Here is a 14,319-nt window from a genome sequence, read left to right on the forward strand (position 1 = left end):
TACCGCTACTAAGATTTCAACTTACCAATCCCCGCAATGAGTGAAAACAGTACGGTGTCGCGGCGTCAGATTTTAAGTGCCCATCAGACGGGACAGAAAATACGCCGGATCGCTTTTGAAATATACGAGCAGAATTTTGAAGAAAAGAGCATCATCATCGCCGGTATTGCCGGTGAAGGGTATGCTTTCGCCAGAAGGCTCGCGACCGAGCTTACGCAAATTTCCCCGCTCGACGTGCAGCTGATCGAACTTCGTTTCGACAAAAATATCCACCAGCAAAGCCCCATCCTCTTCGACCGGGACCTGAATGTTGAAAACCAGGTCGTGATCGTTGCCGACGATGTGCTCAACACCGGCCGCACGCTGGCATTCGCATTGGAGCCGTTCCTGAAAGTATCGATGAAAAAGGTACAGGTAGCCGTGATCGTCGACCGCAGCCACCACAAATTCCCCGTCCACGCGGACTACGTCGGGTATTCACTGAGTACGACGCTGACCGAGCATGTAGAAGTGGTCCTGAGCCGTGCGGAGGAAGAAGGGGTTTATTTGAAATAATATAGCCACGAAGGCACGAAGTTACACGAATATACTTTCGTGCCTCTTCGTGCCTTCGTGGCACCATCTATCTCACCTCCAAAACCTCCAAAATCACACTGGTCCGCCGCGCATTGACTACCGGGTTGAAGCCCGCCGTCATCAGGAAATCTCCCGAATACACCTGGTCTTCCTTGATTGATGATTTCGTGTCGGGGTAGAGGTTGAGCTCTCGCACTTTATATTTTTTCCCCGCATCCAATCCCTGCAAACGAATGGCTATGTCCGAGCCGGCGCCATTGCGGTTGCTGACGAGGTAGGAGAATACGATCGCCCGGTCTTTGGCTTTGGAGCCGAAAAGGAGCGAGGCGAAGTCGTTTTTCTTGGGATCGACAAGGCGGTATAGGTCGCCGTGCCATACCACATCCTTGATCGCATTGTACGTTGCGACTGATTGCTGGCTGAATTGCAGGTCTTTTTCATTCAAATGGCTCACTACGATGTCGTAGCCCAGCTTGCCCATCATGGCCACGTCGGTGCGAAATTTGAGCGGCTGCTTGCCCCAGTCGGTCACGTGTGCGCTTTGCGCGATGGCGGGGAAGAAATAGGAGTATTCCCATTGCATGAAAATGCGTTCGAGTGGGTCGGTGTTGTCGCTCGGCCAGAACTCCGTGAAGTATTTCAGCGCTTCGTAATCGACACGCCCGCCGCCGCCCGAGCAGAGCATCATCGGTACCTTCGGGTATTTCGCGCGTAGTTTTTCCAGCACTTTATACAAGCCTTTTACATAATCGACGTATAGCTGCGACTGCTTCTGCTTGCTCTTTTCAAGGTACGCCGAATGCGCATTGAAAGTAATTGCATTACAATCCCATTTAATGTAGGCGATGTCCGGATTTTCGGTAAAAAGTTTATCCAGGATGCCGTAGACGAAGTTTTGTACCTCAGGATTAGACAAATCGAGCGGGAGCTGGTTGCGCATGTAATGCTCCGGCCGCTGCGGCTGGCGGATCACCCAGTCGGGGTGTTTTTCATAGAGTTCGCTTTTGGGGTTGACCATTTCCGGCTCTACCCATATCCCGAATTTGATACCGGCATTTTGGGCTTCTTTCACGAGGTAACCAATGCCGTGCGGCAGTTTTTTCACGTTTTCCTGCCAGTCGCCGAGGCCGGCGCGGTCGTCGTTCCGGGGATATTTGTTGGCGAACCAGCCGTCGTCGAGCAGAAACATATCTACGCCCAACTTCTTGCCGTCCTTGAAAAGCCCGGCCAGTTTTTCTTCATTAAAATCGAAATAAGTGGCTTCCCAGTTGTTAAGCAGGGTCAGGCGCGAGCCTTCGCCGTCCAGGATGCGGTATTTGCGGGCCCAGTTGTGCAGGTTGCGGCTGGCTTCGCCTTTGCCATTTTCGGAGAATGTATAGATAAATGACGGTGTTTTGAAGTCCCTGCCCGATGCGACCGGGTATTCGGACGCATAGTTGTTGATGCCCGCGATCAGGCGCAGGTTATGGTACGAATCGACCTCGAAATCCATGCGGAAGTTACCCGACCACGCCAATGTGCCGAGCAATACTTTGCCTTCGGTTTCGGTAGCCGGCTTGTCGAACGAAAGTTGGAAGCTTGGCGGCTGGAACAGGTTCGCGCGGGTGCCGAGTTTGGAATCCAGTACGCGGATACCGGCCGTGAGCAGCTCTTCTTCCGGGTTCATCTCGCGGGCCCAGGTGCCGTTGTAATGCGTGAGGTAGAAGTCCTTGCCGGGGAAGTAGAGGTTCGCGGAGGCATATTTGTTCAACGTGATCTCGCCCTTCTCCGCGCTTTTGATCACACTCCACTGTTCCATTACATTCTCGCGGGAGTAGGTTTTGTAAAACAACGTCACCTCGACTGCATACACCGGATCTTTGAGCTGAATGCTGGTAACCGACACATTATCGTTCTCGCGCGTGGTATGGTGATTTTGGTAAACCAGATCGGTCGATTTGTTGCCGTCGGCGTGGGTAATCTGCAAGGCTGGCTCCGAAACGCTCCATGAGCCGGCGGGCGTGTAGGCGGAGTTGTAAATGCCGGCATTGCCGTCGCGCTGGCGGCTCTGGGATGCTACAAGATCGTATTCCGCCGTTTGGGATAGTTTTTTACCAAAATAAATGATCGATAAATGCTTGTCCTGATCGGTTTGAAGTACCAGTGCGTTCCGGGCAGTTTCGATGGGAATGGTAACCTTGTTCTGGGCCTTTGAGTCGATCGCGTGCAGGAGCAGCAGCAACAGGGGGATGGCAATGCGCCGGAGAAGATTCATTGAAATACAAAATATAAAGGTTAGGAAATAAAAAAGGACCAACGCTTGCAATGATACTGCGCAAGATTGATCCTTTCCAATGTATGAGAGGCGCGATCAGGTGAATACCCGGCGCAATTTCACATTCTCTACCGGCCGGATAATGAGCGGTACCTTCTCGATTTTCACCGAACTGCTGTCCAGCCCGAACCATTTGTCTTCCGGTGTCGTGAAATCCTTTACGAAGAAATAGGTTTTCATGACCAGCTGCTCGAAGAATGGCAGGTCGTTTTCGAACGACAGGAACCTTTCGAGCACGACAAACCGGAAATCTCCCGTAATGTTCTGCTTGCTCAGCGATTCGTACCGGCTGGTAATGTCTACTTCTTTGTTTAAAACCATGTCCTCCACCACCTTACGGAAGAACATATTGATCCGCTGATCGACGCGGAAGCCAAGGCGGAAGTTGATTTTGATGACGTTATCGTGGTTGTCTTCGTCGGACAACACCTTGTATTCCATCGTGTAAGGATCATCGGTAATGTCTACGTGGATAAACCAGTATACATCCGCGCGTTTGGGGCGTTTCTGGAAAATGGAGTAGATGACCTTCGTTTCGATCTCCGTCGCGCGGGAGGCGTTGGTCATGAAAACGAGGTGCGTCGTGTATTTCGGAATGCTGATATCCCGGCTCAGCTCGTGCAATGCGGGCAGGTACTTTTCCAGCTTGGTATATTCGGTGAGCCTGAGTTTGATGTAAAATGCTTTGAGCCAGACGGCCATCAGCCCGGCTACCAGCGTGCCGACCATGATCGTAAACCAGCCTCCGTGGGTGAATTTCAGCAGGTTTGCGCCCAGGAACATGCCCTCGATAAACAGGTAGAGCAGCATGAAAACGATCACTATCCAGAGGTTCACCCGTTTGATATACAAATAATAGGAGAACAGGATGGTGGTCATGATCATCGTGAGCGTAATGGCGAGGCCGTATGCCGCTTCCATGTTCGATGATTTTTGGAAAAACAGCACCACACCGCAGCAGCCCAGCCAAAGAAGCCAGTTAATGCTCGGCACGTACAGCTGGCCTTTCTGGTCGCTGGGGTAAATGAGGCGTACTTTGGGCCAGAAATTAAGGCGGATCGCTTCGGAAATCAATGTGAATGACCCTGTAATGACGGCCTGGCTGGCGATAATGGCAGCCAATGTCGCGATGACAACACCTGGCAGCAGCCACCATTCGGGCATAATTTCGTAGAATGGCTTGCGGGCATCGAGCAGGTTGCCCATTTCGGTCAACAGCCAGGCCCCCTGACCGAAATAATTGAGTATCAAACAAATTTTAACGAAAATCCAGCTGATGCGGATGTTTTCGCGTCCGCAATGGCCGAGGTCGGAATACAAGGCCTCGGCACCGGTGGTACAGAGGAAAACCGCGCCCAGCATCCAGAAACCGCCGGGATGTTTCGTGAGCAGGTCGTACCCGTAAATGGGATTGAGCGCTTTGAGGATTTCGGGATGGTTTTTGATCTGGTTCAGGCCCAGCACGCCGAGCATGACGAACCACGTCACCATCAGCGGCCCGAATGCGCGCCCCACCACTTTGGTACCGAACGCCTGGATAACGAAAATCATCGTGAGAATGGCGATGACGATCGGAACTGTCTGAATATTAGGATAAAGCAGCTGCAAACCTTCGACTGCGGAAGACACCGAGATGGGCGGCGTAATGACCCCGTCGGCGAGCAGCGTACTCCCGCCTATCACCGCCGGAACGGTGAGCCACTTCGCATGCTTGCGAACGAGCGCGTAAAGTGCGAAAATCCCGCCCTCGCCGCGGTTGTCGGCCCGGAGAATGAGGATCACATATTTGATGGTGGTTTGGAGCGTGAGCGTCCAGAAAATGCAGGAAATGGCCCCGTAGATGATTTCTTCGGTAATGGGCTCATTCATGATGATGGCCTGCATTACATAGAGCGGCGACGTCCCGATGTCGCCATATATAATGCCGAACGCCACCAGCAATCCGGCGGCCGTTACCTTGTCAACTTTGTGTTTTGATTCCATCCACCTGTTCGTAAAAACGGCGAAAGTTAGGAAACCGCTTGCAAAGAAGGTATTACAGCATGCAATTTAATTTGTCAATGCGACACTATGCGGTAAAAGTGTTGAAAAGCAGGTAACCGTTCAACCCGATAATAATGAGCGCTATTACCCAGCTGATAGCCGCCAGTGACCGCGAATTGGCAAAACGGCCCATGATTTTGCTGTTGGAAGTGAAAAATACGAGAGGTACCACCGCAAAGCTGAGTTGCAGGGAAAGTATTACCTGGCTCAGTACCAGCAACTCGGCCGTGCCGCGCTCGCCGTACAAATAGGAAACGATCAGTGCCGGAATGATGGCGATACCGCGGGTAAGCAGCCGGCGTACCCAGGGTTTCAGGCGAATATTAAGGAATCCTTCCATGACGATCTGCCCCGCGAGTGTGCCCGTGAGCGTAGAGCTCTGGCCCGACGCAAGCAATGCCAGCGCGAAGAATATCCCCGCGAAGCTTACGCCCAGCACGGGATCGAGCAGGTGGTAGGCGTCGGTAATGTCGGCGATCGTGTAGTGGCCGTTGGCGTGGAATGCCGATGCGGCGAGGATCAGGATAGAGCCGTTGATGAAGAACGCCAGCGCCAGCGAAACGGTGGAGTCGAGGGTCGCGAAGCGGATCGCGGTACGTTTGCCCTCCTCATCCTTTTTGAAATTACGGGTTTGAACGATGCTGGAATGTAAATACAGGTTGTGGGGCATCACGGTAGCACCCAGTATGCCGATAGCGATATAAAGCATGCCGGAGTCCGTCACGATCTCTTTTTTCGGCAAAAGCCCGCCCATAATGCCCGCTAACGAGGGTTGCGAGACGATCATTTCATACACGAAGCTCAGCAGGATAATGCTCATCAGCCCTGCCACGATGCTTTCGATAATGCGAAATCCTTTTTGCTGAAAATATAAAACAATCAGCACGTCGAATGCGGTGAACAACACACCAATGGGCAGAGGAAGTCCGAAAAGCAGGTTCAACGCAATGGCCGAGCCGATCACCTCGGCGAGGTCGGTGGCGGCGATGGCGATTTCGGAGAGCAGCCACAGCACAAACGATACGGGACGGGAATAATAATCACGGCAGGCCTGGGCAAGGTCTCGGCCGGATGCGATGCCGAGTTTCAGCGACAAATGCTGCAAAAGCATGGCAAAGAGGTTCGAGATCAGGATCACCGAAAGCAACGTGTAGCCAAACCGCGAGCCGCCTTCAATATCGGTAGCCCAGTTGCCCGGATCGATGTAGCCTACGGCCACCATGAGCCCTGGCCCGGCGAATGCCGCCATTTTTTTCCAGAAACCGGCGCCCTCCGGCACCGAAATGGAAGAGTGCACTTCCGACAGCGATCGGAGCTGGTCGCTGTGATCCGGCGTTTTATCTTGCAATGATGAATTTACTTTTAAATCGTCAATCATTTCCGTACTCTCCGAAATAAACAATTAAGTTCTCTGAAATCAAAGATAAGGAAATTCTTAATATATTTTTAGGTTAGCCTAAATTTTTTAATTTACAGATTGGAAATCGTACTTTTGCCGGATAGTCAAGATTTGGTAACCGGGGCATATTGGGCATGCAGAACTCCTTCACAGAAGAAAATTACTTAAAGATCATCCACGCACTCTCCGGCCGCGACGGCGCGGAGGTGAGTACCAATGCGCTCGCAGAGAGTACGTCTACGCGCGCGGCGTCGGTGACGGACATGCTGCGGAAGCTGGCCGACAAGGGATTGATCCATTATAAAAAATACCAGGGCGTTACGCTCACGGAAAGCGGGGAGAAAGTGGCGATCAAGGTAATCCGCAAACACAGGCTCTGGGAGGTATTTTTGGTCGAAAAACTGGGTTTTGGCTGGGACGAAGTGCATGATATTGCCGAAGAGCTGGAACATATTCCGTCCGAAGTGCTGGTGGAAAAGCTCGACGCATTCCTGGGGCATCCGAAGTTCGATCCGCACGGCGACCCCATCCCCGACGCCAAAGGAAACCTTACAGAACCCGATTACCTGATCATGACCGACGTGCAGGTTGGTGAAAAAGTGTTAATGATGGGGGTACTCGACCATGCGCCTTCTTTCCTGCAACACCTTGATCGGTCGGGGATTACGCTCGGGGCGGTGATAGAGGTGCAGGAAATTAATGAATACGACAAGTCGGCATCCGTACGGATTAACGGCGGACAGACGTTGTTTATCAGTCTCGAAGTGTCCAAAAACCTGCTGGTACAGCGCCGATGAGACCATAACCAGCCATGAACTTCAAAATCCTCGATCGGTACCTGATCAAAAACTTCCTGATTACCTACGTGTTCGTGGCGTTCGTCATCGTACTGATCATCTGTATGATCGACTACACGGAAAAGGTGGATGACTTTCTCGACAAAAAAGCGCCGCTCAAAGAGATCATCATCGACTACTACCTCAACCTGATCCCTTACTGGATCAACTACATCAGTCCGCTGATGGTGTTCATCGCGACGGTGTTTTTCACCTCCCGCATTGCCGCGCGGACGGAGATCATCGCCATGCTGAGCAGCGGGATCAGTTTTACACGGATGCTCATGCCCTACATGGCCGGTGCAGTGGTACTGGGGATTCTGACGTTCATCCAGGTAGGCTGGATTTTGCCCAAGGCCAACAAGATCCGCAATGGTTTTGAGAAAACTTATGTGAAAAACGAATTCTATTTCAGCGGGCATAACGTGCATATCACCATCGCGCCCGATGTGTATGCATATTTGGAAAGCTACAATACCACGACGCAAACGGGTAACAAATTCACGATGGAGACGATCAAAGGCACGAACCTGCTCCAAAAGTTTTACGCCGAAAAGATCGTCTGGCAGCCGAAAAAGAGGAAATGGACGCTTCAAAACTACCAGGTACGTACGCTCGACAGCCTCGGCGAGCGCCTGAGCCGCGGAACGGCCATCGATACGACCATCAACCTCTCGCCCAAAGATTTCGAAAGCGATTATAACCTCTTCGAAACATTTACGTTACCCGAGCTGAATGCCTACATCGACCTGCTTAAAAGCCGCGGCGCCGATGGGCTGGAAGTGTACCTCATTGAAAAATACACCCGTTTCACCCAGCCGTTCGCGATCCTGATCCTGACGGCCATCGGCGTGATCGTGTCGGCGCGGAAGAGCCGTCGCGGGGTGGGCTGGCAGATCGCGCTCGGTTTTATGCTCGCATTCATTTACATTCTTTTCTTTTTGCTCTCGAAAGGTGTTGCGGAGGCCGGGACCATTAATACGCTGTTCGCGGTATGGCTGCCGAATATCGTTTTTTCGGGCATCGGGGTGCTGCTTTATAAAACATTACCGAGGTAAATCATGCTGTCGTCTACGTCCGTCCGCGCTTACCTGCATTTGCACTTCCTGGTGATGATCTGGGGCTTCACGGCCATTGTGGGGCTGATGGTGAGCATTTCGCCGGTGGCACTGGTGCTCTACCGGACGCTTTTCGCGGCGGTCGGGCTCGGGTTGGTGATATTGTTTTTCAAAAAACCGTTTTCCGCTGCCGGGCGCGATCTGGTCAAAATGCTTTCCGTCGGTTTTGTGCTCTCGGCGCACTGGATGCTGTTTTTTTCCTCCGCCCGCGTTTCGACAGCGTCGGTTTGCCTGGCTGGAATGGCCACCACTTCGCTCTGGACGAGCCTGCTGGAACCTTTGGTAAACAAACGAAAAGTGCGGCCGCTGGAAGTAGGGCTGGGGATTCTGGCGTTTGCGGGGTTGTATGTGGTATTTAAATTTGAATTCGACCACGCGCTGGGCCTGGGCCTGGCATTGGCCTCCGCCATGCTGGCGGCGACATTCACGGTGGCCAACAGCCGCCTCGTGCAGCGGATCGATGCGTGGGTGATCACATTTTATGAAATGGTAGGTGCCACATTGTTTTCCCTACTGTTTTTAGGTATTTCTGAAAACAAAAACTGGAATGGCGGCGCGCCATTCGTCCCCGCGGCAGGCGACTGGGTCTGGATTTTGTTCCTCGCATTCGTATGCACCGTGTACGCGAGCACGATGGCGACGCAGCTGATGAAGCAGTTCTCGGCTTACCTTATCAACCTCACCATCAACCTCGAACCTGTGTACGGCATTGCACTGGCGTTTTTTATATTCGGGGAAAAAGAGCGGATGACGCAGGGATTTTACATGGGCACGCTGCTGATTTTGCTGGCCGTGCTGCTGTACCCTTTGTTGACCACGGCTATTTTGAGGAAACGTAACCGAAAGATAATTGAGGCCGGTAAATAGGTGTTAATGCACCGCCGGGCGGGATGAGAAGGAGCATATTAACTTATTACTGCTATTTTTGTCGATTCAACCAACAGGGTGACTTATGAATCCAGCTCGTTTACTTTTAGTCATACCATGCTACAATGAGGAAGCGATCTTGTACCGGACGTATGCTAAATTAAACACGTACTACAACGGCATCAAGGAGCAGGGCCTCATTGCGGAGGACAGTCGCATCTGTTTTGTGAACGATGGCAGCCGGGACAAAACCTGGACGATCATCGAGGACCTGTGCAGCCAGGACCCGAATGTGATAGGGGTAGGGCTTTCGCGCAATTTTGGTCACCAGAGCGCCATTATGGCCGGTCTGGAACAGCACGTCGACGATTTCGACGCCTTTATCACCATCGACGCCGACTTGCAGGACGATATCAACGCGATAACCGCCATGATCGAAAAGCACCGCGAAGGCGCCATGATCGTGTACGGTGTGCGCTCCGACCGCAGATCCGATTCATGGTTCAAGCGCTCCACCGCCGAAGGTTTTTATGTACTAATGCAAAAAATGGGCGTACCGGTGGTGTTCAACCATGCAGATTTCCGTTTGATGGATCGCCGCGTACTCAAAGAGCTCGGAAACTTCCGGGAAATCAATATGTTCCTCCGCGGCATTGTTCCGCTGATCGGATTTAAAAATGAGAAGGTATTTTACAGCCGCCTGGAACGGGAGGCCGGCGAAACGAAATACCCGCTTTCCAAAATGCTGCTTTTCGCCTGGAACGGCATTACTTCGTTTTCCACATTCCCGATGCGGCTCGTGCTGTATTTCGGATTTGCGAATTTCCTGATCGCCATGCTGATCGTCGTGTACATTCTTTTTTCGTTCCTGATCGGCCATACCGTGCCCGGCTGGACGTCGACGATGCTGCCGCTCACATTTTTCAGTGGTTTCAACATGATGGCCCTTGGCCTGATCGGTGAATATATCGGTAAGATTTATGAAGAAGTAAAAGGCCGTCCACGCTATATCATAGAAAAAATTGTCAATGAATAGATTTTATAGAAAATACCGGGTTGTAGGTAACTGGATCAATATTCTCCTGATGCTGACCGTGCTGGTGCCGCTGCTGGCGCTTTCGTATTTCAATCATCCGTCCCCGGCGGACGACTTCTGCTACATTTTCACGGTATTCAAAATCGGCTGGTTCGAGGCCATGAAGCTGTATTATACCGAATGGACCGGCCGCTATTTTGGTATTTTCCTCAACCATACCAGTCCGCTGCTATTCCATTCGATCATCGGCTTCAAAGTGCTGCCTGTCATCCTGCTTACGGGAATGGTATTCGCATTGTACAGCCTCTTCCGGCATTTAACCCCCACATTATCGAGGCTGGCGCATCTGGGCTTCGCAGGCGTCGTGTTCTTTTTGTACATCCTTAAAATGATGAGCATTTCGGAGGCGTTCTACTGGATGGCGGCCTTCGTGACCTATACCGTGCCGAATATCCTCACCTTGCTCTGGATCGTGCTCGTGCTGCGCTGGTACCGGCAGGATACGCAGCCGGCCAAGCTGCTGGTGGGCGCATTGTCGGGGTTCCTGATATTCGCCGTGATCGGCAGCAGCGAAACCAACCTGCTTATTATGGTGCTCCTTGTGGGCGCGTGGCTGGCTTACCGGGTGCTTTTCCACCGCAAAGTGGATGCATTCATGGTTGCGATGGCGGTGGTGACGGGCCTTTCGTGCTACTTTTACTTCGCGTCTCCGGGCAATGCGGCGCGCATCGGTGGCAACCCGCTGGGCGGCAACATCCCGTTCTCGGTAGTTTCTTCATTTAAGAAATTGGCTTACCTCGGGTACGACTGGGTTTTCCGTACGCCACTGATATTCTTCTCGCTGGCGTGGATTTTCGTGCTTTCGCGACTGTCCGACGGCGCCCGCAACTACTTCTCGATCCCCATATGGTACGCCGTGCTGCTGTTTATCGGCGTACTGTCGGCGCAGCTGTTCCCTTCCTATTACGGCGTAGGCATCGAGCCCACGCCCCGCGTGATCAACTGCGTGTATTTCTTCTTCCTCATCGGCTGGTTTTACATGATAGGCGTGGTATTTCATTATATCAAACAGCGAAAGTTTACCGCATTGAATTTCACCACCGTGCGGTATGGCATCGTCTGCGCGGTACTGGTCGTGTCCGTAGCAATGTCGTTCGTTCGCAGCAGCAATGTAAAAATGATGTACTCCGACCTGCTGAAAGGCAAAGCGGCGGCATTCGACAAGGAAATGTACCAACGCTATGCATTGATCAAGAACGCGCAGGAGGACATCCTGTACCTGCCGCCGATCCGCTCGAAACCGATGACGATCTTCCTCGACGACGATATCAAAACCGACCGCAACCACTGGTGGAACAAATGCACGGCGGGTTATTTTGGCAAGGAGGCCATTTACATGAAAGATACCGAAGGTGAACAACAGCAATAAAAAGCCGCTTCTCTTCCTGGTAATGTCCCTGCCCGTCGTGGTATGGGTGATCGTGATCCTGTATTATTCGGTAAACCTGCCCTGGTACGACGATTTCGACCCGTTTCCCGACTTTCTGCACAAATGGATCACGAGCGATGCATTATCCGATCGTATAAAACTGCTTTTCCAGCCCAATAATGAACATCGGATGGTGGTCGGCAAGCTGGCTACGCTCACGTATTACTGGGTTACCGGGCACCTCAACTTCACGTTTCTGCACATTGGCGCAGCGCTGTTCACATTGGGTACGCTGGCAGTTTTCTGGCGTGCATTCAGGCGCTCGAATCTCAGTGGCTGGTATTTTCTGCCGGTACCGTTTTTGCTGTTCCAATTGCAGTATCACCTCATTTTCCTCTGGGCCATATGCGGCTGGCAGCATGAGCCGGTCGTTTTCTTCGTGGTACTCACCATGTTTTTGCTCTCGGGAAACCGCTTTGCGGGCGCGTTGCTCGCGGGCGTGTGCGCTACGTACGCGATGAGCAGCGGCATATTTGTGTGGCCTGCGGGCGTGGCGGTGCTTTTATTGCGTTCACAATACAAACAGCTGGCGGCCTGGATATTGGTAGGCGCGGTGGCGGTAGGGCTGTATTTCTACGGTATGTCGGCGCAGGGTAACGAGTCCAGCTTCGCGTTTTTTGCCCAATATCCGCACCTGTCTGTGCTGGGCTTCTTCGCATTCCTGGGCGGTCTGTTCGACTTTTTTCCTGAAAAAACCATTGTCGTACGCTCGGCATTGCCGGTGATCATGGCGTTCACCGCGATGATCTGGGTGGTAATCTGGCTTTGGCGGCAGCTCGGTCCGTGGCAGGCACGGACATTCGGTGCATTCAGAAAGCAACTCACGCCGACGAATACGGGCGGTATGACTAACCTGGACGCTTTTCTGCTGGGGATTCTGAGTTTTCTATTGGTAGAAGCGCTGGTAATCGGGCTGCTGCGGCCGCGGTTTGGCTTTTTTGTCATGATTGTAAGTAATTACAAAATCTACCCGGCGCTGTTCCTGACGGTCGTTTACCTTACTTTTATTGTTTCTGCCAAAAGTGAAAACCTGCGGAAACGGGCATTGCAAGTGGCCGCATTCGTTGGTTTGGCCATTTGGGGAATATCCATTTACGCTACATTGCCGGTCATCGCAGAGCGGCGCAAATACTATTCCGTAAATGGCTATAACCAGGAGCATAACGGCTTCGGTCTGGGCCACGTACCGTATTCGGAAGGCGCGAAATATGTGGATAGCCTCATGAAAGAACTTGTTTCGATGGGTGTATACAGCTACCCGAAAGAAGGTAACGAGCTCGGCCGCCAGGTGCATGCGCTCACGACGGCCTTCCCGGTGGAACGCCAGGTAACTGTCACGCACCGCGATAAAGGCATTTACATCAACGACCCGGAAGGCACCATTTCACCCCTGCGCTCGAACGGCGAATATGCGTTCGTGCGCAATGCGCAGCGCTTGTATTTCTTCAAAATGGAGCCGCACAAGTATGCGGGACGCAATTTTTTTAAGCAGTACGACAAGGGTTTTGACATTGAAATACCACATGCCTCCCTGCTGCCAGGCACTTACGACCTGGGTGTTGTGAATGTGGAAGGTACAGCGCTGAAAGGTGGCATTCTTGGAAAAGTGACAATACCTTAAATAACTGAATATTTCGATAATGCATCGAAAGGTGTATTTTTGCCGCTATTGGTCATTGAAAAACTTAGCAAATTGAAAACTCCTCAAATTTCCATTGTCGCGCCGCTGTATAATGAATCGGAGACGTTTCCGCTGCTGGTACAACGTATCAACGCATTGATGGACGCCAGTCCGCTGTCGATTGAAGTGGTGCTGATCGATGATGGAAGTAGGGATGATACAGCGCTTAAAATCAGGCAGGTAGCATTGATGGACGAGCGCTATCACGGCGTTTTTCTCTCACGGAACCACGGCCACCAGCTGGCCTTGACGGCCGGCATTTCAGCCGCCCGCGGTACCGAGGCGCTGTTCGTGATCGATGGCGATTTGCAGGACCCGCCGGAGCTATTACCGGAATTTTACAAATTGTTGCAGGAAGGCAACGACGTGGTATATGCCGTTCGGAAGAAGCGGAAAGAGGGTTTTATCAAGCGAATGGGTTACCATTGGTTTTACCGTATCCTCCGTTCGATATCTTATGTGGACATCCCGCTCGATAGCGGCGATTTCGCATTGATCAGCCGGCGGGTAGTGGATGTACTAAATAAAATGCCGGAAGAAAGCCGTTACCTGCGCGGCATGCGCTCGTGGATCGGTTTCAAGCAAACCGGCTACGAGTACGAGCGTGATGCGCGGGCGGCGGGCGAGTCGAAATATTCGTTCAAACAGCTTTTCCGGCTTGCCTACAATGGTATTTTCAATTTCAGTGAGTTCCCGATCAAGTTTATGAGTCGGGTGGGCATGACCGCCATTGTCATTTCTTTGATCTATTTTGCTACCGTGGTGCTTAAAAAGCTGTTTTTTGCCCACGTGATCGAGGGTTTTGCAGCCCTGCTTTTTGTGATTATCCTGTTCAGCGGCGTGCAACTGTTGGCCCTGGGCATTATTGGAGAATATGTGCTCCGGATTTTTTTTCAATCCAAAAACCGTCCCCTGTACATTATTAAAGAGGAAATAGTCAACCGGGAGTACATTTGACCT

Annotated in this window: 11 protein-coding genes; 8 read left to right on the top strand and 3 right to left on the bottom strand. The window is 52.0% G+C overall.

Features of this window, described 5'->3' with window-relative positions:
- Positions 1-36 precede the first annotated feature (36 nt).
- Entirely contained in the window at positions 37-555 is a 519-nt protein-coding gene (locus tag H144_RS0110685) for a phosphoribosyltransferase family protein (protein ID WP_019942051.1), read from the top strand.
- Between the two features lie 67 nt (positions 556-622).
- Here H144_RS0110685 and H144_RS0110690 read toward each other — a convergent pair whose 3' ends face one another.
- From H144_RS0110690 to H144_RS0110700, 3 genes are all read right to left on the bottom strand, one after another.
- Positions 623-2,830, bottom strand: a complete 2,208-nt coding sequence (locus tag H144_RS0110690) for an alpha-galactosidase (protein WP_019942052.1) — start codon at positions 2,828-2,830, stop codon at positions 623-625.
- A gap of 96 nt (positions 2,831-2,926) precedes the next feature.
- Entirely contained in the window at positions 2,927-4,873 is a 1,947-nt protein-coding gene (locus tag H144_RS0110695; RefSeq protein ID WP_019942053.1) for a KUP/HAK/KT family potassium transporter, read from the bottom strand.
- 85 nt (positions 4,874-4,958) lie between these two features.
- Positions 4,959-6,311 (bottom strand): Nramp family divalent metal transporter, encoded by a 1,353-nt coding sequence (locus tag H144_RS0110700; RefSeq protein WP_033402579.1) that lies wholly within the window; start codon positions 6,309-6,311, stop codon positions 4,959-4,961.
- A 155-nt stretch (positions 6,312-6,466) separates the two neighbouring features.
- On the opposite strand from H144_RS0110700, the gene H144_RS0110705 reads away from it, so the two are divergent.
- The 7 genes from H144_RS0110705 to H144_RS0110735 all read left to right on the top strand — a co-directional run bounded on the left by H144_RS0110705 (position 6,467) and on the right by H144_RS0110735 (position 14,316).
- Positions 6,467-7,129: a metal-dependent transcriptional regulator gene (locus tag H144_RS0110705; protein WP_033402494.1), complete on the top strand. Its 663-nt coding sequence runs from the start codon at positions 6,467-6,469 to the stop codon at positions 7,127-7,129.
- A 14-nt stretch (positions 7,130-7,143) separates the two neighbouring features.
- Entirely contained in the window at positions 7,144-8,226 is a 1,083-nt protein-coding gene (locus H144_RS0110710) for an LptF/LptG family permease (protein ID WP_019942056.1), read from the top strand.
- A gap of 3 nt (positions 8,227-8,229) precedes the next feature.
- On the top strand, positions 8,230-9,153 hold the full coding sequence (locus H144_RS0110715; RefSeq protein WP_019942057.1) for a DMT family transporter: 924 nt from the start codon (positions 8,230-8,232) through the stop codon (positions 9,151-9,153).
- An 85-nt stretch (positions 9,154-9,238) separates the two neighbouring features.
- Positions 9,239-10,189 carry a glycosyltransferase family 2 protein gene (locus H144_RS0110720; protein ID WP_026350590.1) on the top strand — a complete coding sequence of 317 codons (951 nt, stop codon included), beginning with the start codon at positions 9,239-9,241 and terminating at the stop codon, positions 10,187-10,189.
- Positions 10,182-11,618 carry a DUF6056 family protein gene (locus H144_RS0110725; RefSeq protein ID WP_019942059.1) on the top strand — a complete coding sequence of 479 codons (1,437 nt, stop codon included), beginning with the start codon at positions 10,182-10,184 and terminating at the stop codon, positions 11,616-11,618. Before H144_RS0110720 ends, H144_RS0110725 begins: the two co-directional genes overlap by 8 nt.
- Positions 11,602-13,299, top strand: coding sequence for a hypothetical protein (locus tag H144_RS0110730; protein ID WP_019942060.1), 1,698 nt, complete (start codon positions 11,602-11,604; stop codon positions 13,297-13,299). The genes H144_RS0110725 and H144_RS0110730 overlap by 17 nt, the downstream gene beginning before the upstream one ends.
- 72 nt (positions 13,300-13,371) lie before the next feature.
- Positions 13,372-14,316 (top strand): glycosyltransferase family 2 protein, encoded by a 945-nt coding sequence (locus H144_RS0110735; protein WP_026350591.1) that lies wholly within the window; start codon positions 13,372-13,374, stop codon positions 14,314-14,316.
- Positions 14,317-14,319 lie beyond the last annotated feature (3 nt).

Source organism: Dyadobacter beijingensis DSM 21582 (genome assembly GCF_000382205.1).
Lineage (GTDB): Bacteria > Bacteroidota > Bacteroidia > Cytophagales > Spirosomataceae > Dyadobacter > Dyadobacter beijingensis.